Origin of the sequence: Bryocella elongata, assembly GCF_900108185.1 — a bacterium.
Lineage (GTDB): Bacteria > Acidobacteriota > Terriglobia > Terriglobales > Acidobacteriaceae > Granulicella > Granulicella elongata.
This window is the reverse complement of sequence record NZ_FNVA01000001.1, coordinates 1-18,775: the sequence shown is the minus strand read 5'-3', so window position 1 is coordinate 18,775 and position 18,775 is coordinate 1. Positions and strand designations below refer to the sequence as shown.

Annotated in this window: 21 protein-coding genes; 4 read left to right on the top strand and 17 right to left on the bottom strand. The window is 57.0% G+C overall.

Annotated elements, in window-relative coordinates; all coding sequences use genetic code 11:
* Window positions 1-4 precede the first annotated feature (4 nt).
* From C4S68_RS22840 to C4S68_RS23885, 4 genes are all read left to right on the top strand, one after another.
* Window positions 5-748, top strand: a complete 744-nt coding sequence (locus tag C4S68_RS22840; RefSeq protein ID WP_146071956.1) for a hypothetical protein — start codon at window positions 5-7, stop codon at window positions 746-748.
* 281 nt (window positions 749-1,029) lie between these two features.
* A complete protein-coding gene (locus tag C4S68_RS00100) occupies window positions 1,030-1,557 on the top strand; it encodes a general stress protein (RefSeq protein ID WP_103931019.1) in 528 nt (175 codons plus the stop codon).
* A 113-nt stretch (window positions 1,558-1,670) separates the two neighbouring features.
* Window positions 1,671-2,123: a SpoIIAA family protein gene (locus tag C4S68_RS00095; protein ID WP_103931018.1), complete on the top strand. Its 453-nt coding sequence runs from the start codon at window positions 1,671-1,673 to the stop codon at window positions 2,121-2,123.
* 147 nt (window positions 2,124-2,270) lie between these two features.
* Entirely contained in the window at window positions 2,271-2,558 is a 288-nt protein-coding gene (locus tag C4S68_RS23885; RefSeq protein ID WP_407641094.1) for a carboxypeptidase-like regulatory domain-containing protein, read from the top strand.
* A gap of 45 nt (window positions 2,559-2,603) precedes the next feature.
* Here C4S68_RS23885 and C4S68_RS00085 read toward each other — a convergent pair whose 3' ends face one another.
* The 17 genes from C4S68_RS00085 to C4S68_RS00010 form a co-directional block, all read right to left on the bottom strand.
* Window positions 2,604-3,119: a DCC1-like thiol-disulfide oxidoreductase family protein gene (locus tag C4S68_RS00085; RefSeq protein ID WP_160114922.1), complete on the bottom strand. Its 516-nt coding sequence runs from the start codon at window positions 3,117-3,119 to the stop codon at window positions 2,604-2,606.
* Window positions 3,116-3,472, bottom strand: a complete 357-nt coding sequence (locus tag C4S68_RS00080) for a thioredoxin family protein (RefSeq protein WP_103931015.1) — start codon at window positions 3,470-3,472, stop codon at window positions 3,116-3,118. The genes C4S68_RS00085 and C4S68_RS00080 overlap by 4 nt, the downstream gene beginning before the upstream one ends.
* Before the next feature lie 205 nt (window positions 3,473-3,677).
* Window positions 3,678-4,406: a Crp/Fnr family transcriptional regulator gene (locus tag C4S68_RS00075; protein WP_327333160.1), complete on the bottom strand. Its 729-nt coding sequence runs from the start codon at window positions 4,404-4,406 to the stop codon at window positions 3,678-3,680.
* Window positions 4,407-5,645: 1,239 nt separating this feature from the next.
* Window positions 5,646-5,885, bottom strand: coding sequence for an alkaline phosphatase family protein (locus tag C4S68_RS00070; RefSeq protein ID WP_146071954.1), 240 nt, complete (start codon window positions 5,883-5,885; stop codon window positions 5,646-5,648).
* Entirely contained in the window at window positions 5,872-6,387 is a 516-nt protein-coding gene (locus tag C4S68_RS00065) for an alkaline phosphatase family protein (RefSeq protein WP_160114921.1), read from the bottom strand. Before C4S68_RS00065 ends, C4S68_RS00070 begins: the two co-directional genes overlap by 14 nt.
* A complete protein-coding gene (locus C4S68_RS00060) occupies window positions 6,311-7,372 on the bottom strand; it encodes an outer membrane beta-barrel protein (protein WP_146071952.1) in 1,062 nt (353 codons plus the stop codon). The genes C4S68_RS00065 and C4S68_RS00060 overlap by 77 nt, the downstream gene beginning before the upstream one ends.
* Window positions 7,373-7,573: 201 nt before the next feature.
* Window positions 7,574-7,876, bottom strand: coding sequence for a carboxypeptidase-like regulatory domain-containing protein (locus C4S68_RS23880; protein ID WP_103931010.1), 303 nt, complete (start codon window positions 7,874-7,876; stop codon window positions 7,574-7,576).
* Window positions 7,873-8,037 carry a hypothetical protein gene (locus tag C4S68_RS23065; RefSeq protein ID WP_160114920.1) on the bottom strand — a complete coding sequence of 55 codons (165 nt, stop codon included), beginning with the start codon at window positions 8,035-8,037 and terminating at the stop codon, window positions 7,873-7,875. The genes C4S68_RS23880 and C4S68_RS23065 overlap by 4 nt, the downstream gene beginning before the upstream one ends.
* Before the next feature lie 250 nt (window positions 8,038-8,287).
* On the bottom strand, window positions 8,288-8,479 hold the full coding sequence (locus C4S68_RS00050) for a hypothetical protein (protein ID WP_103931009.1): 192 nt from the start codon (window positions 8,477-8,479) through the stop codon (window positions 8,288-8,290).
* Window positions 8,480-9,061 carry a hypothetical protein gene (locus C4S68_RS00045; RefSeq protein ID WP_146071951.1) on the bottom strand — a complete coding sequence of 194 codons (582 nt, stop codon included), beginning with the start codon at window positions 9,059-9,061 and terminating at the stop codon, window positions 8,480-8,482. It abuts the gene before it with no gap.
* A gap of 739 nt (window positions 9,062-9,800) precedes the next feature.
* Window positions 9,801-10,052: a hypothetical protein gene (locus tag C4S68_RS00040; RefSeq protein WP_103931007.1), complete on the bottom strand. Its 252-nt coding sequence runs from the start codon at window positions 10,050-10,052 to the stop codon at window positions 9,801-9,803.
* A gap of 163 nt (window positions 10,053-10,215) precedes the next feature.
* A complete protein-coding gene (locus C4S68_RS00035; protein ID WP_103931006.1) occupies window positions 10,216-11,118 on the bottom strand; it encodes a DUF6999 family protein in 903 nt (300 codons plus the stop codon).
* Between the two features lie 22 nt (window positions 11,119-11,140).
* The gene (locus C4S68_RS00030) at window positions 11,141-11,956 is read right to left on the bottom strand and encodes a fatty acid desaturase (protein WP_103931005.1); all 816 of its coding nucleotides are present in this window, start codon (window positions 11,954-11,956) and stop codon (window positions 11,141-11,143) included.
* A gap of 55 nt (window positions 11,957-12,011) precedes the next feature.
* Complete coding sequence (locus tag C4S68_RS00025; protein ID WP_103931004.1) at window positions 12,012-13,865, bottom strand: StlD/DarB family beta-ketosynthase; 1,854 nt, start codon at window positions 13,863-13,865, stop codon at window positions 12,012-12,014.
* A gap of 323 nt (window positions 13,866-14,188) precedes the next feature.
* Window positions 14,189-15,382, bottom strand: a complete 1,194-nt coding sequence (locus tag C4S68_RS00020) for a hypothetical protein (RefSeq protein WP_146071950.1) — start codon at window positions 15,380-15,382, stop codon at window positions 14,189-14,191.
* 305 nt (window positions 15,383-15,687) lie between these two features.
* Window positions 15,688-16,857, bottom strand: a complete 1,170-nt coding sequence (locus tag C4S68_RS00015) for a glycoside hydrolase family 27 protein (protein ID WP_103932071.1) — start codon at window positions 16,855-16,857, stop codon at window positions 15,688-15,690.
* A gap of 88 nt (window positions 16,858-16,945) precedes the next feature.
* Window positions 16,946-18,514 (bottom strand): hypothetical protein, encoded by a 1,569-nt coding sequence (locus C4S68_RS00010; protein ID WP_146071949.1) that lies wholly within the window; start codon window positions 18,512-18,514, stop codon window positions 16,946-16,948.
* Between the last annotated feature and the right edge of the window lie 261 nt (window positions 18,515-18,775).

The window sequence follows — 18,775 nt, the reverse complement described above, 5'->3', positions numbered from 1 at the left end:
GCGTTTGCTTGCCCGTGTGCAAACGGATACAGCCACACGCCAGCCCGGATGCCATGCTCAATGTATGAGCACACATCTCCGTCATGATCTCGACCTGCTTTATACGAGCCTCCTCACCGGAAAGCTTCCCCGGAGTCTGAGCTGGGCCGACACCGTAGATCTCATCGGGCAGATCGGCGAAGTACAGCCCCACGGCGGCGACGAGTTTGTCTTCGTTGTCGGAACGCAGCGAGGTTTTTTCAAGCATCCGCATACCCACGAACTAGGCGTTGAAGAAGTCGCCCGGCTGCGTAAATTCCTCCGAGATGCAAACCCAATCGCAGTTCCGGGGCAAGCTTCCCAACCGTGTCGAATGGTCGTGGTGGTCGATCATCACATAGCTCACGTGTACCAGGATCTTGGAGAAGAAGTTCCGAAGCTGGAAGAGACCGTCCGCCCGTACGACCCGTTTCACTTCCACCATCACCTGATTCACAAGAAGGAAGCCCACTATCAAGGTGAACGCGCGCCGGAAGAGAAGTCCTTCTACGAAGAGATATCAAAGGGCCTGTCGAATGCGAACGAGATTGTTCTCATCGGACATGGCGTGGGCAAGAGCAGCGCAGTGGACCATCTGGCACAGTATTTGCGAACAAACCACCATGACATCGCGCGGCATGTGATCGCAACAGAAACGGTCGATCTCTCCGCTTTGAGCGATCCAGAGATCGAAGCAATCGCGAAGCGGCACATGATCGCAGTTGTGTAACTCCATTCGTCGGTGAAGACGAGTGTCACAGTGACGTGGAGGCATCATCGGCTGAACATGCCGAATGGATCTTTGATCGGTCATTTCGAATTGTCTGCCTAACCAAAGTTGAGCAAGCTGTTCTCCGTGAGGGCCTGCATACGTGCGCCTCACGAAGTGTCTATCGATGTGAGCCCAACGGCTCTACATCCTGGCAGCTTGGAGAGGACACTGGAGCCAGAGCCGCGAATCACTATCACCGCGTTCAAAATTTGGCTCAATGACTACCTTGGGAGATTCATATGTCGGCAGTAAATTCAATCGTTGCCATTTACAGCACACACGAGCAGGCGGAAGCTGCGGTCAAGGAACTTCAGCAATCGGGGGTCGATATGAAGAGCCTTTCGATCGCCGCAAAGAACACCCATACCGATGAACACGTTATTGGCTATTACAACGCTGGTGACCGGATGAAGTACTGGGGTAAGCTCGGTGCATTTTGGGGAGGATTCTGGGGATTACTCTTCGGATCGGCGATGTTCGCAATCCCCGGCATCGGACCGATCCTTGTTGCAGGCCCTCTCGTCGCATGGATTATCGCGGGCCTGGAGGGAGCTGTAGTCGTTGGCGGTGTGAGTGCTGTCGGCGCTGGTCTTGTGAGTATCGGAATCCCGAAAGACAGCGTGCTGCAGTACGACACCGCTCTCAAGACGGACAAGTTCCTCCTTATCGTTCATGGCTCCCCTGATCAGGTGGAGCATGCCAAGACCATTATCGAAGGCACGGAGCACACCTCGTACACGGTGCACGGCGAGACTGTAACAGCATAGCTTTCACCCAGGCCGGCCAGTAGATGACAAGGTTCATCTACTTCGGCCGGCCACAACATTGGCGTGGCTCTGCAGATCGAAGCCGCTCCAACCAATTCGCCCGGAAGGCCACCATGATTGAACATCTGCAACAGGCTCGAGGTCCGTCCTTCGGATTCACTGTGCACGGCCGGCTGACGTCGACTGACATCGAGGACCTCATCGCGCAACTGGATCTTGAGGTTGGCCACGATACGAAACCATTTGGGGTCCTAGCCGACCTGAGTGACATGGAAGGCGCGGACTGGGTGGCCCGCTGGAATGAGATGCGGTTCCTTCAACGATATACGGATCGCATCGCAAGGCTCGCGATCGTCGGAACGGATGAATGGGAAGAGATCTCGAGCGTGCTGCTTGTGGCGACTGCAGCCCTTCAGGCCCAGACTCTCTATTTCACTTCCTCCGAACTCGCACATGCATGGCACTGGGTCAAAATGCTCAGGCATGACCAGGACATGCCGATCCGCATGCTGTACCCAGGACATGGGTTGTTTGAGAACTACACCCCTGAATACATGAGTGTTTGAGATCCGCGTCAGGAGCATCCGGATGAAGCCGACCGAGATAACCGCGAGCGGGACCATTTGCGACGAGTCATCGAAGTGAAGCGAGCTGCGGCATGGATCACATGGTACATTCGGATCCTGCTATTCCTGCTGGCAGCCTCGTACGCTATGGCCGCCTCTCCACAAATGGGGACGAGGGACCTGATAGGAACCGTGCGCGATCGACAGCACGAGCCGCTGAACGGAGCGGTGGTGCAATTGCAGATCGGAGAGACAACGAATATCGCGTCCTACATTACGAATCCCGACGGCACGTTTCATTTCAGACACCTGGATGATGAGACAGACTACCGCCTCTGGGCCACGTTTCGTGGACACAAGTCCAAGGTGCGGAAGTTGAGTCAGTTTGACAGTCACCGGCCAAAGACGATGGACTTCGTCTTCATACTCCACTAACAGTCTGAATGGCCACGCACGCAGCTTCGGATCAACGCGGCGCATTCAACTCCCAGGCAACACCGTAGTCGCGGCAATGACTGAGTGATTCTTCGCGGCCGGCTTCCCTGCCATTTGTTGCGCCATCCAGTGAAAGGGTCGCAACCACGGCGGCGGAATCCCGCAGCTCTCACATCCTAAGAGCGGTCGACTATCCGCCAAGATGGTGTATGCCACGTCCAGCATCGACTGGAACGGTCTCCTGCCCAGAAAGCTGAACTGGAAGGCCCGCGCCAGCCACCGTGTGTTCGGCAGATTGCGCAACGTCTCCGCGACAGCCTCTCCGTTTGTCTTCATGCTGCCGTCCTGCATCAGAAGATGGATGTTCGCATACGCATCCCATATATCCAATCCAGGATTCATTGCCCGCAAGGCCACCGGATCGGTACCGATGGGACGAACGATGAGTGTAGCGCCTCCCATTTCGCGTTCCGCAGACTGCATCACCCAATGGGCGATCACCCGACATACGGCACACGCGTCATTGAAGAGCAGGATCGGCTCATCCAGGGCTTGCGTCACGATCTTGCATCGCCGTCAAACGTGCCAACAATCGCCTCCCGCACTCCGGAGACTGTTGGCACAGGACCGACGGCCCGCCCAACTTCAACGCCGTTGAGAAACATGACGAGCGTAGGTGTTCCCCTGATGTCAAAGCGGCTCGCCAGTTCCTGATCAGCGGCGATATTCACACGCGCTATCGCTACCTGCGAACCCAGGCTCTCCGCCACGCTTTGAAGGACCGGCTCCAGTAAACGGCAGTGCTCGCAGCCGTAGGACATAAACTCCACTGCGACTGGAGTGGACGACTTCAGCACGAGCGAATCAAACGTATCTATTGTGACCGTCTCCACAAAATCTGCAGTTGCGGACATAGGTATTTGACTGTTCACATCTCACCGATCTTCGGTCCCAGGCGACCGACTTGCATAAAGAGGATTTCATCGCGCCGAGTTCGAAGTCTGCGCCCTTGTGCTCACGTCAGAGGCCGATACTGGTGGGCTCGCACAATCTCGAGGGATTCGGCAAAGCCAGCTTAATTGAGTACACGCAAGCGTGGCCGGCACGAAGAGTTCTGGCTTAGGCGCTCTTAGTCCGATTCGCCTTTTTCGTGGAGGCGGGCTTTGTATCCAGAGTGACAGGCCGCTTAGTTCGCTGCTCGGGAAGCTTGTCATGCAGAACCACGTTCAGAAGGGACTTATGAACGTGAATCCGGCCGTTGTATGTGATATAGCCAAGCTTCCGAAATCGGTTCATGAACTTGCTAACCCTGGAGCGTGTCGTCCCAATCATATCTGCAAGCGCTTCCTGGGTCACAGGCGGGATCAAGGTCTGGGGTTCACCTGGATCGCCAAACTGTGCCATCAGCAACAGAGTCCGGGCCAAACGCTTCTCGCTGTTGTTGAAGAGTTGGTCCACGAGATCTTCCTGCGTGCGAATGGCTCTCGTAAGAACAAACTTCAGAAACATGTCAGAGAATTCGTGCTCGCTGTGAAGTAGCTGGATCATCTCGTCACGATCAAACCTGAGCGCCGTGCAAGGGGTAATCGCCATCGCCGTAGCAGCGTGAACTCCAGCTGGTCCTGCGAGCGACTCTTCTCCGATGAAATCGTGCGGGAGCATCAGTGAAACAGTCGCTTCCTTGCCGCGCTTTGAGACCACGACAAGTTTCGCTCTTCCGGACTCGAGGTAGAAGATCGAACTCGCGGGGTCTCCCTGCGAATAGAAGACATGCCCTGCCTTGACACGGATCGTCTTCTGAGTGAGAGCGAGAACTGAGAGATATCTCGCCGGATCAAATTTCGCCATCTTTGTTCCTGGCATAGCTTCCACTCTCCGTGTCGACGTTCAACCACCAGAGAGCAAGTGAGAGCGGTCAGAGTCTATCTCTACCCTACCGACCTTTACCTCACAAGAGTGGTCCCTTTTGCTCACCCTGACCGCCGCATCTGTTGCCGGCACCTCTTATACGTCTTCTGGCCTGCACCAATTCTCCTGGTCTCACACGAGCGGTCCGATACCATCACTGACAATCCAGAGCCGGAAGCATCGCTGTCGGCAAGTGCATTGCTGCCACCGCAGGTGCGCACGTGAAGCGAATATATATGGGGTTGGGGACAGCGAAGCGCATCAGCTCGGTGCCCTTGGGACGTGCTGCCCAGCAGCATCCCAATGACAACCTTGTATAGAGCGGCTATGCTTCGTCTTCCGATACCGTGCTTCATCTTCGTGCTCGCGATCAGTGGAACCTCATCTTGTATCCATGCCTGGGATTAAGCGTTCGCAGGGTAGAGTATCTTCCTCGAAATCGATCTCCATTGGGCTCAGTTACTCCGACGAGCCGGCGACAGCATTTGCGCTGGAGCTGGAGCGGCAGGTCCATCTTCAAGCGCCGCGTGTACCACTGTCGTAAGCATCGGCCGCCTCGAGAGGGTATCACCACAAACTGCTCGTTGCGAGTTTCATATGATATGCAGCCTGCTCCAGGGACACCGGAGGTAAATGTATTTTGTTATGTGCTCCGTTGCATCGCAGATTCTCTCTCGCATAGAAGCCCGCCACGACGCGGCCACCGCTCGACCGCGTACCTGATCCAGGTGCGTCTAAGCTCTGAGCTCAGCGACGATGCACACTTACCTCATGGCTGCGGACGGAGTCTCTCCGTGAGCACTCGACTATCTACGTCTTTCATTCTCAGCTGAAGAAGAGACGAAATTGTCGGTGCAACATCGACGTTTCGAATCGACCGAAGATGGACACCGCTGCGTATCCCAGCGCCCCACGCGACAAAGAGTGCCCCATCTTCGGGTCAGTATTGATGTAACCGTGTGTCCCGTGGCTGCACCTTGGGGTAAAGAGCGCTGCTTGATCGCCTCCCTCCAATGTATAGCCGGCTTCGCTGTCAGAAACAGCGCGGGCGATTGATCGCTCGCCGCGCGAACCGGCAAACCCAGCGCCGGAAAATCAGCCTCAGTAAAGACATGCTCGACCCCCTCTGCCCCAGACAACAGCGCCTGGAGTTGTCGGATAAGTGTAGCCTTCATCGCTTTATTCGTTGACATAGACGAGCGCACTCCCACCCTCACCCATCACCCAGGCATCACAGGTAATCTTGCGTCCCTCTCCATGCACCATGCCCTTCTCACGGAGCAGCACGTTGGGATGCACCACGTGAGTGAAAGACCAGAACCCATGGTCCGACACCACGAACAACGTCGTCCCGACCAGATCGCCGTTCTTCTGCACCGCGTACAAGACTTCGTGGATCCGGTCGTCAAGATTCTTCATTGACGTATGACTCGCGCGACCTGTCGGACCGTAGGCAGGTTCGTGTTATCGAGGTCAGTAAGGTGTAACACCAGCAGGTGGGGATGATGCTCCCGAGAATGTCCGCGACCGCATCGATGCGAATCTGATCCCTCCAAGCTGAGCTGGACTTATTGAAGTCTCTCAGCTGTTCGGCGGTGACCACACCCTGCGCAATAAGATCCCGCTCGACCTCACCGTCAGGATCTGGCAGCTCCGGAAACCGCCACTGGATCCCGTGCGCGTGGTGGATGGCGACCCAGTCCACCTGCGCGGTTGTCAGACCATTTTCCCGCGCCAGGTCATAGACCTCGGGAACATGCACCATCTTCTCTTTGTCGATCCAAGGTTCGATGCGAGGCGGCTCTCTGTGCTCACCAAAGATCACATCTCCGTTTAGCAAGACGTCATGCCTCGCCGCATTCACCCCGGTGATCATGGCGGTATGGTTTGGCCACGTAACCGTGCGGTTGATCGGTTGCATCCAGTCCGCAAACGCGCCCTCGCGCATCAGCCTGCACGAAGTATCCCTCTGAGATTACCGTCGCATCATAGATCTGCGATCCGGTTGCCTGCGTAAACTGTATGTAACTATATGGTTTTCCAGTCGCGGGATTCGTTACTCCCTGCACTGTGTTCAGGTACTGCTGCAGCGATGTAAACGAAGACGTCCCGTTCAGGTTCGCGGTCGTGTCCTGGAAGTTGACAGGGAGAATCTCGACACCGCCCTTGATCGTGTGCCGCCCCTTGTCCCAGGTGAGGTTGTCGACCATCTGTTCTCCGGATTCGAGACACCAGTAGTCGCCGTCTGCGTTGCCATTGAAGTTGCCCACACCTGAGATGTTTACTGCGGGACTCTTTGGTGAGAGCGTGGGCTGCTGTACGGGACGAAAAGCATAGAGAAAGCGGAACTGGTTCAGGAGCGTGGGGCTGGACACCGTCACCAACTGCCCCGTCCCGCTCTGCGGCTCGTCGTCAAATCCGGGGGCCTCATGTCGCGTCACCGCGCCGCTGTGGCTGCCGGACTCATGATCGTTGTACATGTTGTAGCGCAGCGCAAGACGATTCCTGTCATTGAGCACAATATCGCCCTTGACTGTAACCGTGTGAGCGCGAAAGGAGTTCTCCCATGTACCAACTTTGCCAGGCGCGAGACCCAGCTCCTGTGCGATCGGAGCCTGTCGCGAGCCGCCGAGGGTGGAGATCGCTGGACTATCCTGCACCCAACGTTCGTAACTCAAAAAGAAGGATACCTTATCGCGAATCACCGGTCCGGCGACCGTCGCTCCATAGTTATACCTGGAGAAACCTGGCATCACCGTAGTTGGAGCAAGGAGGTAAGGCCGCGCGGACAACTCCTTCTGCTTCGCGAACATGTAAACCCACGCGTGCCAGTCATTGGTACCCGACCGCGATATGGCATTGAGGAATGGACCTGTCGACCGGCCGAACTCGGCAGTGGGATTCATGAGCGTCTGGTACTCAGCAATCGCTTCGCCACTAATCACGACGTTGCGAGCGCCGCCCTGCAGGTTATTCGAGACGCCATCGACGTTGAATCCAGCCGAGCTGAAACCCGCAAAAGATACGGATGGCGTCTGCGTCCCGGAGCCGCCATCGAATTTTGTGCGGAGTTCAACAACGGATCGAAGATATAAAACTCAAGAGGATTACGAGCGGCGAGAGGAATGCTGCGAGCATCGCGCTCCGTATGGGCATTCGAGTACGCTGTCGTCCGTTCGACCTCCACGACTGGCGGTTCGCTGTTCTCCTCGATCGCAGTCTTCACATCCCCGACCGCCAGGCGCAGATACACGCTCCGCCTCGCCCACCGTCAGCACCGGGTTGCTGCGCACAGCGGTGTTGAACTTCGCCCTGGACGCCATCACGGTATACGTACCCGGCGGAAGAAGCTGAACAAGGTAGTAACCGTTGTCATCGGTTTCGGCCTCTCTTACAAATCCCGTATTCACGTCGCGATTCGCACATGGGCGTGATTTAGAGCGGCTCCATCCTGGGCCCTGACATAGCCATCGATATTACAGTCGATCGCCTGGCTTTGCGGGAGCGCGCTCGTTGCCGCACTTGCCGCGATGGCTGCGGCTAGAAGGTTGCAGTTCCACCTGATGTTCATCTTTATCCTTCTCGTGGTTGTAAGGATTTTATCTGACTACACGCACTGCAGCTATATGAGCGATGCATGTTTTCGCCTGCGAACTACGCTCTGATCTTCCATTCGCATCTGAATTAGACGTAACTCTTCCCTCATACGCGAATTCGCGCAGGAAACCCTGCCGGCCGGTCAACATGAATGCACGGAAACACCTGCGACATCACGCGTCGTCCTCAGCCGATGGTCAAGCGATAATTTCAGGTGTGACGTACTATGGATATGTCTTCTCATCGAATATCTCGTTCTCTTCCTGCAACTCGATCAACGTGGCATGAAGTCTCAATTGCACTTTGAAGGGTGACTCTTCCATCCCCGTCGCTCCCACCCGGAGCGACGCCACCGTATCGCTCGCAAGCTCCATCGATTCATACGCGCGATGGGCATGAATTCTCCAGTCATCCATCTACAGGCTGGCTCCTGAGGCGGACAACAGGTCTCCAGTCACTGCGCTCGCCGTCGAGGTCTCGAGATCGTAGTCAGGCAAAGGCCCAAGCTGACGTTGCAGATGCCCAACATCCCCTCGCAGCGCGGCGATGTGGTCAGCGAGTATGCCATGCAGCTTAAAGTTTTCATCGGCGCTCAACAAGGCCAGATTCTGCGGTGTGTAGCGATCCGCCAACTTATTCAACGCCCACGCGTGCGCTGAATCATCCTGGCAGAGAAACATCGAAGCATTGACAAACTTGGAACGTTGATTTGCATCGGGAAAGCTATGCTTGATCCGCTCCGCCAGAAGCGGAGGATTGGACTCGACAAGCGTAGCGAGCGTCGACCGAGGCAAATTCACGTCACGATGAGCAGTGGCCTCGGAGATGCTCTCGATCTCAGCCTTCGCATAGGGGATACCCGCAATCGCATCGCGAATCTGCATTCTGCGCGCGTCACTATCGATTACTCCCTCTACCTCTATTTCGCCGTCCACAGCACTGTGAACGGCTATCTGCTCGCCTAGATCCGCAGAAACACGATGCAGCACCGCATACACCTCGAGTTCGGCAACAGCCAACTGGGCCGCCGAAGGCTTCACCACGCGGATCAGGGGCCGCGAAGCGGAGAGCTCTCACACTCAAATATGGCGAATCTCGAAATTTAGGCCAGTGATTTCCGGTTGTCGCGTTTGTGTCCTACCCAGGCTTCTCTTGGGCATCCAGGGTGCTGACTCCGTCAAAGGCTTTAGGAACGATCGCACTCCTTCTATGCATGTGCACAAGCTCAACGAGAGGTGCGTGCTTGCGACGGCATTGAGCAACTTCATTCGGCAGGGCTAGCGATCTTCAAGCCGGCCGGTGGTCGACTTCGTCATCGAATTGGACACAACTCATCGCAGGGGGCTTTTCTTTACGTCATTCATCATGCTGGCGTCTGGCGAGATGCTTCTATGCTGCTGAGGAACTGGGAGAGCAGCATCTGCCGAACGCAGGGAACAGCGATGCGGAGCAACACCTCGTTCAGCGGATCGGCGGACGAGATCTGCTGAAACGCTTCCGCGAGCACCTCACGCTCGAACAGTGCGATGTCCTCGAGTCTTCTACTTCCGAGGGAACTCCCTGCCAGAGAGCGTTGAAGAGACGGGAATGTCATATGCGAGCGTGAGAGGCCACTTCTACCGCGGCCTCTCACGGCTTCGTTCTCTTCTGTTGTCGCAGAAATGATCTCAATCGTCAGCGGCAACGGGTGATGCCAGAAACTGCTCACGCAGCATCCTCTTCGAGCTCAGTGATCTCTTACTTTCGAGCGGCAGCCTTCTTCGCGGCTGCCCAGCGACGCTTCTGGGCCTCGGCAATCCGCTTGCGCCCTTCTGCTGACATCTTCCTGGGCTTCTGCTCCGGAATCGCCTTCGCAACCAAGGTCATGCTGCCCTTCGGACGGCCGCGTTTCGGTGTAGCAGTACCCGACAACGCAACCAACGACGCCCGTGCGGACTGCAGCCGCGCAATTTCCGCGTCAATCTCAGCGAGTAAATTCTTTACGTCCATCTATCCTCCAGGGCCGCGCTGAACTTCCGCTGACCTCTTCCGATGCTATGACGGATAAGGATCAATCGAGCAGGCGGCTACATTCCTTGATGTATCTCTGAAGGTGCTCCCTGTCGATAAGAGCCCACTTCTTTCACGCCGACGGAGGGGTTCGCTGTTATGTCTAGGCAAGCACCGGCTCCGCGGTCGCAACCTGTGCGCGTTTGATCTGCACCAGCTGCGCGTGAAGGCTCTCTGCCGCCAGTCCGTGGAGCAGCAGGCGATATCCGGCTTGAAGAGTGGAAAGTGGCACGAGGGGATGTTTGTTGTTCACCAGTCCGACATAACTGGAATCGCCAAGTAGCTTCGAGGCATAGATCGCGACGGTCTCGTCGAGTTGGAGAGAGTTGCATGCTCGCCAAAAGTCGGAGTCGGTAAGAAAGAGCTGGTACACCGGGGTGTAGATCTCGATGGCTGACTCGAGATCGAGAAAATTGTGCCAGGTGTTAGGGAGCCCAGCTTCGTCAATCGCAAAGGGACCATCGGTAATGCAGTTGAAGTTGGGATGCGCCTGCTTCGTGAGCTTCAGACGACGTTCCTTCATCTCGCGATTGAGACGGATGAGGAAGTTGTAGATGTTGAGGTCGTGCTTCAAGAAGATGTCGTCCTGCAGATCGGCGAGCGTGCGTGGGCGGAGCGGATTGAGCGGGATGCTGACACCCGGCACATTCGTGGCCACAAACCCGAGCACTTCGGAACCGATATGAAAGTGGCGCAGAATCAGGTAATTCGCGTCAGGACGAACAAAGGCCTGCAGCCCTTTGTAGATCAGCCAGTGGCATATCTTCGACGACGTGAGCTTATTGGGGACCACGAGCTTGACGATCTGCAGCAGCACAATCGAGAGCTTGGCGAGTGGACGGAGGAACGGCAACACAAACTGGCGCGACTTCGAACCCGAGTTCGCCAGCAACGCAGCTTTCACCTCGTCAGAGAGTGGCAGGCTCGCGTCGAGGTAGAGTGCGAGCCAAGGGTTGGGGTCGTCGGGATTGTAGGGCGCTTTCTCGTAGAGCTCTGTCACGTCCATGAGATTCTCCGGTGATGTGAGTTTAGTGGTGATCGACCAAGTCTGCATGAGTTGCTACCTGCACATTGTGGGCGAGTCTCATCGCCCTCAGCAGCCGAATGACTTGCCAGGTCCAGTCGAACTGCCCCGGGCGAATGCCATGGCGTGCGCTCCAGGGCACACGATGGTGATTGGCATGCCATCCTTCTCCATGGATAAGGAGTCCCATCAGAGCGCTATTGCGCGACTGGTCGCCAGCTTGGGAGAGCCGCTCGCCGAAGGTATGAGCCACGCTGTCGATCGCGTCTCCCAGGTTGTACAGAACCATCAGCGTCAGCCAAAACGTCATCAGTCCGGCGACACCCCAGAAATGCCACGCAATGTATGCGGGTACAGCGACGTGCAGTGCCAGAAGAACGAAGGTATATGGCCATGGGCGGCTGAGCCAACGGTAATAGCCGTCGGCGGCAATATCTCGTGCGAGAGCGTCATGCTCCTGATTCGTGCGAGGACGCCAGAAGGCATCGAAGACAGTACGCAGTGGACCGCCGAATGCGTAGAGGACGGCGAGCGCAACAGAATGAGTACCAAGATACCAGCCTGTGTGGGCGCACCAGAATCCCTGATGTTGAGGAGAATGTGGGTCGTCGGGGGTGTCGGTATGCGCGTGGTGAAAGCGATGGTTCCCGGCCCACTGAATGGGCGTGCCCGCAGGCAGGCCAAGGGTGATCAGCCCGCGCTCGAGCCAACGGGGTAAGCGTAGCGATCGGTGCGACAGGACGCGATGATAGGCAAGGTTCACTCCAAGGCCGGCGAGCAGGTAATACGCGGCGGGAAATAGCAAGAGACTCAAGTGCATGATGATGGACCTCTCAGTGCGGCGGCTCCGAGTAATGAAACGCAGGCACAGCGAGCTAAAAGTTGCCAATCTCTTCCAGTTGGAGAACGTATAGACGGGCGGTCACGCGAGCGCACCTGACAATGGCCTCGACGAGCGGCGGCGTCAATATACCGGAGGCAAGTGCGAGATCGAGCCGCTGAAAATGCACGATATCGCTCTCGGAGTGGTAGAGAAAGAACGAAACCGCGTCGTCTTTGAGCTGCAGTGTGGCCTGAATGCGCTCTCCCCACTGCCGCGCCAGGCGCTGACCTATACCCTCCACAATGAACATCGCGCCGATGAGGTCGAACGGGTTCTCATGCCCCGCGCGCTCGAGGATGTACGCCGAAAGAGCCTCACTGCCGATGTTCTTGCGGCCCGTACGAATCTCCTCTATCGAGCCCCCTGTTGAGACGAAGTTTCGTTCGAGCATCTCGAAGTCGCGGTGCTCGTCGCTTGTGTGCTGGATGAACGCACTACGGATCGGAAGGTACTCCGGCGTGATGCTTGATGCAGCTCGGGCGATCCAACGCGATCCATCGATCACCTGCTGACGAAGGTTGAAAAGGAACGAGCGATAGTCCTCGATCGTGAAGCGCCCGGCATAGAGCTTCTGGAGAAGCGGCACGCGCTGCATCCTGTCTTCGAGATCAAACCACACGAGAGACAGTTCACGGGTCAGCTGTTGTGCGAGAGGAGTAGAGCCCGCGTCCAACCGTGGCGGTTCAGCGTGAAGCGGCGGTGCAGAGGGCATTGGGTCTTGTGCGCCTGAGACTACCGTGAGGAGCATGTAGCCGAAGATGAAGCGACCGCTCTCCGGGACCAGGCAGAGGACCTTTTGGCCGGGTAGCAACTTGCCCGAATAGAGAAGCTCCTCCAGCAACAGGAACGTGGAAGCAGATCCAACATTGCCGGTAGTGCTCAGATTCGAGAACCAGCGCTCGGACGGAATGTGGAAGCCGGCTTTGGTGGCCAACGCCGCGGACTGCTCTCGAAAGAAATTTGAGGAATAGTGGACCGCGAGCCAGTCAACTTCCTCCGGGGCGAGCGATTTCTCTTTCGCAACCTGCAAGAGTCCGCCCACCGCATGACGAACGACTTCCTTCAACATGCGGATGTCCTGGCGAAGGTTGATCGCACCTGCATCCGCCGCAGCGCGATAGCTGGAATAGTCCAGCCAGCTTTGCGGGATGCGGCCCTCCTGTTTTGCTGGGCCAACATACATGCATGGCTCAAAGTTGTTGGCGAACGAGCGAAGCTCGATCCAGTCAATCCGGAGGCTGAGGCCGTTCGGTGCAGGTGCCGGACATAGCATCGCGGCGCCGGCGCCGTCCGAGAGCATCCAGCGCAGGAACTCGGCGTCAAAGCCGAGACCCTCCTCACGTACGAGTTCCTGATCATCGAAGCGAGAAGCCTTGAAGAGGCGGCTGGCAAACTCGCCTGCACATGCCAGTGCGTTCTGCTTGCCCGCAGAGACTTGCAACGCCGCCGCCTTCATCGCCATGAGGCCGCTGGCACAGATGCCGTGCACGGTGGTCACTTCGCACGGCGGAGACTTCAACTCCCCATGCACCATGCTCGCGAAGCCAGGCAGCGGAAGATCGGCCTGCGAAGTCGCTGCAGCAATGAAGTCGATGTCCGCCAGCGCGAGACCACCGCGTGCGACCGCACAGCGTGCTGCATTCGCGGTCATCTCCGCGTTGGAGAAGAGACTCCGCTGTTGGCGATCGATGGCGTAGTGTCGAGACTGAATACCGTTCTGCTTCAAGATACGCTGGCGCACCCTTGACGGCTTGCCTGCAATGAGGCCGAGATGCGACTCCATATCGTCGTTGGCGACGGGCTCGCCCGGAAGGAACTTGCCCAGAGAGGTGATGTATGCGTTCACGCAAGAGCTCGAAGGGGTTGAGTAAGAACGGTCTTCGCTCCCACCCGCGAAGACAACTCAACGTTATCGCAGCCGAACGGCGCGCACGCATGGTGTGGGACACTTTCGGGAGTGCCACAAGCGAAGTTTCGGATGTCGGGAGTTGAAACATACCGACCTCGATACAGGTTCCTGCGGTTAGCCACCAGGTCGCCCAAGACCTTGTCCCACAAACAGTCCAGCGGCTGCGTCGCTTGTGGACCCCGACCACTGCGCATCGCTCAACTCATATCGACCAACACCTATGCGGACAGCACAAGAAATCAAAAGCTTGAGCGACCGATTCAGGGTTGGAGTGCCTGGGGTCGCTTCACAGTTATGTGCATGCCAGGGAGAACGCGAATCACCACGAAGCTGACGGGCTCGCCAGCCGAATCGCGTGTAACTCTGGCTCGACGCTTTTCCCCTTCAACGTCTAGAACATTGGTCCGGCCGTAAAACTCTGCCTTCCAAAGCAGCGGCGGTCCCGAGACATTGGTGATTGAACTTGCAGACTGTCCGCGATGCTCAAGTTCCACGTCGTTCTGTTGGACATGCAGATGCGCGATCCTCGCTTCGGCGACAGGGTCCGCTAGCCTGTCCAACGACCCCACTTCGAACGACAGGGACGATCGATCGTACGCAACCTCAACGCCCATCGCTCCGGTAACGATAGCTGCGACGACGGCGTATGACACCTCGGGATAGGTGCGCCGCTCCTTGTCTGAACGGGTTAGGTTCAGGATGGTGTCATACGCCGCCTGGGCGCGATCGTAGTGATAAAGAATCTGCGGCAAGTAGCTCTCTTCCTCGATGCCGATGTCTCTGCGAAATTCTGGCCGAGAGATCCAGGACAACGCCCCCCGTAGGTGCCGAGGGTTTCGGACTGCGCCGAAGTAAAGGACCATCGCATCTCCATCGCCGTCCTTCTGTGTGCCATCATCCGCGAGACTCCCCGCGAAGTGTTGATCGCTCTCAGACCACCCTCTGGTCTCAATCAGATTGAGCAGCTTGCGCGCGGTAGCGGCGTAGCTGCGGGATTGCAGCTCGTGCTCTTGTGCCGAAGCGAGGAAGCTGAGGTCTTCGAACGCGCGAAACTCCGCGGCAAGAAGATCGGTGCCGACGTTGAAGTTGCTTCTGCCCTCGGTATAGCTCGGGATGCCTCGCGCTTCAACAAACTTGCCCTTCTGCAAGCGGCGGTTCATGATCCTTGGCCGCGAAAGTACTTCGTCAGGCCCCAGCTGCCAACGTGAGACATAGTCCGTTGACGTCTCCTGGAAGAAGCTCTTGAATCGAGGCTCCGTCACAAACGAGGAATCGCCCGTCCAGAGCCACATGCGAAAGCTGGCATCCAGCAGATCGAAGTTGGCAGGCAGGTTGTACCAGAAGTCTTCATCGGTGAGATAGTCCGCAGGTGAAGCCTCCCCCGCTTTATCGATCTCCCAATATCCCGCCCAGTCACGAATAGGAGTTACCGACGAGACAAAACGCTGCAGCATGTTCTTGTTTGCTGGGTACAAGCCGAGTGCGGCCGCCCCGGTGGTTTGGTGAGACACATCCCGTATGCAAAAGGCATCCCGTTCCGGTAAGGCCGCTTCGTACCAAGGTCCTACCGGATCGCCAGACTCATGTGCGTAGGTCAAAGCCTGCGTCCTGGCCCACGAAAATGCTTCGGTGAGCTTCTTATCCGAAGAAGTAAATTGCAAATTGGATGCGGCCTTTGGATCCTGGCCCTGGCTGTATCTGCCAGGGCCAAGCAGTAGCAAGAGAGCGCAACACCAATCCCGCCACATCTTCTGCCCCATCACTGTTGCCTCAGGAGCAACACGCCGTGTCGGGGCACAAGCAGTCGAGATTTCTCATTCAAGACGATGGTATTGCCGCTCCAGAGATCTTTGAAGCGTACCCCATGCAACGGTGCCAGAATCGACAGGCGCGGATCGAAGTCAAAGGCCGCCTCACCGCGATTGAAGTACGCTATGACACGTCGGCCTCCCGATAGATCTTTACCCCATATTTCCATCGGACCTTCTACCCACAGCCTCTTCGCCTGATGCCCCAGAGGATCCTGATCGACAGCAATAACGTCGCGGTTCATCAGGATGGATTTTGTCTCCGGTGTCATTTTGCTCAGATCGTTCCCGGCCAATAGCGGAGCGGAGAGCATCGCCCAGAGGCTCATGTGCACCTCATATTCGGAGCGCGTCATCCCTCCGTTGCCGATCTCGAGCATATCGGGATCGTTCCAGTGGCCCGGCCCAGCAAACTTCTCCAATCCGTCCTGATCGAACCCGATGAGCGACATACGATCCCAATGATCACTGATGTCGCCTGTCGTTCGCCACAGGTTCGCGCCCGCGTCAGGTCCCCACTGCCACACGGCATAGAGGCCATACTGGCAGAAGCTATAGACCATGGGCCGTCCGGCCTTCATGATCGCCTGGTGCATCTTTTCGTAAGCCGCCCGTTGGATACTGGCCGCCTTGTCTTGATCGCCGCCGGCCTGCTGTTCGATGATGTCGCCGAAGCTGCATTGGTCGTACTTGAGATAATCGATACCCCATGCAGCGTAGGTCCTGGCATCCTCGTCCTCATGGCCATAGCTTCCTTCGTAACCGGCGCACGTACTGGGCCCTGGAGAGGAGTAGATGCCAAGCTTCAGGCCTTTGGAGTGTACGTAATCCGCGAGCCCCTTCATGTCGGGGAACTTATCATTGGTGTGGATCACGCCCTGCGCGTCCCGCTTCCCTTCCCAGGTGTCATCAATATTGACGTACACATACCCCGCGTCACGCATACCGCTCGACACCAACGCGTCGGCGGCGGCTCTTACATCTGCCTCCGTCACCTTTTCTGCGAAATGGTTCCAGCTGTTCCATCCCATAGGGGGAGTGGCCGACACATTCGACCGCTGTGCAAACAACGGATTCATCGCTCCCAGCAATCCAAGAACTAATGCGCAAATCTTCTTCATGGGCACCATACTCTTTCACTTGATCGATCAATCGCCGCGCCGGATCTTCTCCATGAGCTCGCTGCGATAAGATCCCGTTCTCGTTCTACTACATCAAGACAAGGACCAAACCGGGTGAGGACAAGTCGCCCGCACTTCTGTTGTGTAGTCCAACCTCGCGCAAGAGCTGCCCGCCAAAGCTGACTGAAGTCCGGCTAATTTCGGCAGGCGCAGTGATGTCAACGGACTTTTCGCCCGCGAGATCTTGTGCAAGCAACCGCCTGTTCTGGACGGGCCTGTCGAAGTCTAAGGTAAGTCGATCAAATTCGCCAAAGATCCCGAACGGACCGGAAGCATCGTCGACATGTACTGTCACTCGACAGCGTGGCAGATACCAGCCGCGTCCTGGGTGCGTGCGTTCGTGAACTCCTACAGCGACCGCACCATTCGGGAAACGTGCAGCGAAGACGAAAGGCTTTTCACCATCGATGGCAGTAACCTCCGGAAGCGCCATGTTGCGCGCGATGACGGCTGGCGCACTTTGCCATACGGTAGATCCGACCAGCCCATGCTGCCACGTCTCGCCGCTTGCGAACTTCCAGCCATCGGTCAGGATCTCATCGGATGCTTCGAAGGATCCGACTCCGGCAGCGAAGGGCGCAGCGATTCTTTGCCAACGTTGCGCGCGCACCACCTCATCCATACGGCGCTTCGTCTTTCGCGGGCCGTTAAAGAAGAGATCAGGATCATCTCCAGGCCTCAGGCCAATCAGCGGATGACGCATAACGCCCATTGTGCAACCGAGCACGGCTGCCACATACACCTCATCTTCGACATTCAGGAGGCTATGAATCTCCGAATGGCCAGCTGCCGAGCGCAGTAACTCATTCACCCGGTCGAGTGTCGTCGGAAGCGAGAGAATTGAGGTCACATCATAGGTGCGGTAGACATCCGTGTGTCGCAATATCTCCATCCGCCGTGAGTCCCAACCTTGCGGACCAAAGCGGCCATCGAGTCTCCAATTGCCATTTGTCGGAGGTTCGCCGTAGACATGCTCTAGCGTGAGTGGGATGCGCTCTTTGTTTCTTACGCGCAACAGATTGAATTCCGGGTCTCCGATATCGATCTTCCAATAGCTGATCCCGGCCTTGCTGCATTCGTCTTCGAGCGCGAGGTCCCTGGAGCCGCCAGGAGTATTGCGACACCAGAGCGCAGCGCCACGCCAGCCAAGCCGCTGCGCCTCACGATTCAATGACCTCAGGCGTTCCTCATTCGGTCCTCGAAATGATGGAAACTTTGCGTGATCCAACTTGAAGGTGGCCGTCCCCTCGGCCTCCCATCCATCGTCGAGGAGTAAGTAGAGCTCATTGCGCGTTCGTGAATGAAACGTCTTCGCCCATCCTTGAGCTCCGAACAATGCCTCTCCATTCATTGCATCATGAGCGAGACCGGCGCCAGAATCTCCTTCCAAACGGGTGACATCTATGGCCTGTTTACCCTCTCCAAATCGATAGTTCTGTACGGCCCACGTGCACCAGTAGTTCGGAGCCGTCGACAGCCGCTGTGGAATCAGGTTGCGGCCCGTCGACGAGGTCTGCCCCGGAATTGAAAACGGGGACACGGCCCTGCCCGTCAGCGAAATAGCTGCGGCCGCACCGAGGAATTCTCTGCGATTCATCTTCAGGCTCTGTTCTTTCCGCCGCCGCCCAGCCTCCAACAACGGGCTGCGCCTCCGAGCAAGATAGTGGATGTCTGCCGCTGCACTCCTGCAGAGCATGTCGAGCGTTCGGGTGCAGAACCGAACTGGCTCTACGCCCGAACGCTAGACCGAGGTGAGCTCTAGCTGTGGTGTATCAGCAGGTTATTTACGTTGAGTCCAGATCGGCTGATGGGAGGTTTTCGATCGAGGCTGGTATGAGGTCGATGCCAGTTGTACTGG

Coding starts and splice junctions, on each gene's coding strand:
- C4S68_RS23885 (WP_407641094.1), top strand. CDS start 2,271: ATGGCCGCCTCTCCACAAATGGGGACGAGGGACCTGATAGGAACCGTG.
- C4S68_RS00060 (WP_146071952.1), bottom strand. CDS start 7,372: ATGAATCCCACTGCCGAGTTCGGCCGGTCGACAGGTCCATTCCTCAAT.
- C4S68_RS00080 (WP_103931015.1), bottom strand. CDS start 3,472: ATGTCCGCAACTGCAGATTTTGTGGAGACGGTCACAATAGATACGTTT.
- C4S68_RS00075 (WP_327333160.1), bottom strand. CDS start 4,406: ATGGCGAAATTTGATCCGGCGAGATATCTCTCAGTTCTCGCTCTCACT.
- C4S68_RS00065 (WP_160114921.1), bottom strand. CDS start 6,387: ATGCAACCGATCAACCGCACGGTTACGTGGCCAAACCATACCGCCATG.
- C4S68_RS00040 (WP_103931007.1), bottom strand. CDS start 10,052: ATGGACGTAAAGAATTTACTCGCTGAGATTGACGCGGAAATTGCGCGG.
- C4S68_RS00070 (WP_146071954.1), bottom strand. CDS start 5,885: ATGAAGAATCTTGACGACCGGATCCACGAAGTCTTGTACGCGGTGCAG.
- C4S68_RS00035 (WP_103931006.1), bottom strand. CDS start 11,118: ATGGACGTGACAGAGCTCTACGAGAAAGCGCCCTACAATCCCGACGAC.
- C4S68_RS00100 (WP_103931019.1), top strand. CDS start 1,030: ATGTCGGCAGTAAATTCAATCGTTGCCATTTACAGCACACACGAGCAG.
- C4S68_RS00010 (WP_146071949.1), bottom strand. CDS start 18,514: ATGAATCGCAGAGAATTCCTCGGTGCGGCCGCAGCTATTTCGCTGACG.
- C4S68_RS00030 (WP_103931005.1), bottom strand. CDS start 11,956: ATGCACTTGAGTCTCTTGCTATTTCCCGCCGCGTATTACCTGCTCGCC.
- C4S68_RS00050 (WP_103931009.1), bottom strand. CDS start 8,479: ATGGATGACTGGAGAATTCATGCCCATCGCGCGTATGAATCGATGGAG.
- C4S68_RS23065 (WP_160114920.1), bottom strand. CDS start 8,037: ATGAACATCAGGTGGAACTGCAACCTTCTAGCCGCAGCCATCGCGGCA.
- C4S68_RS00015 (WP_103932071.1), bottom strand. CDS start 16,857: ATGAAGAAGATTTGCGCATTAGTTCTTGGATTGCTGGGAGCGATGAAT.
- C4S68_RS00095 (WP_103931018.1), top strand. CDS start 1,671: ATGATTGAACATCTGCAACAGGCTCGAGGTCCGTCCTTCGGATTCACT.
- C4S68_RS00020 (WP_146071950.1), bottom strand. CDS start 15,382: ATGCTGCAGCGTTTTGTCTCGTCGGTAACTCCTATTCGTGACTGGGCG.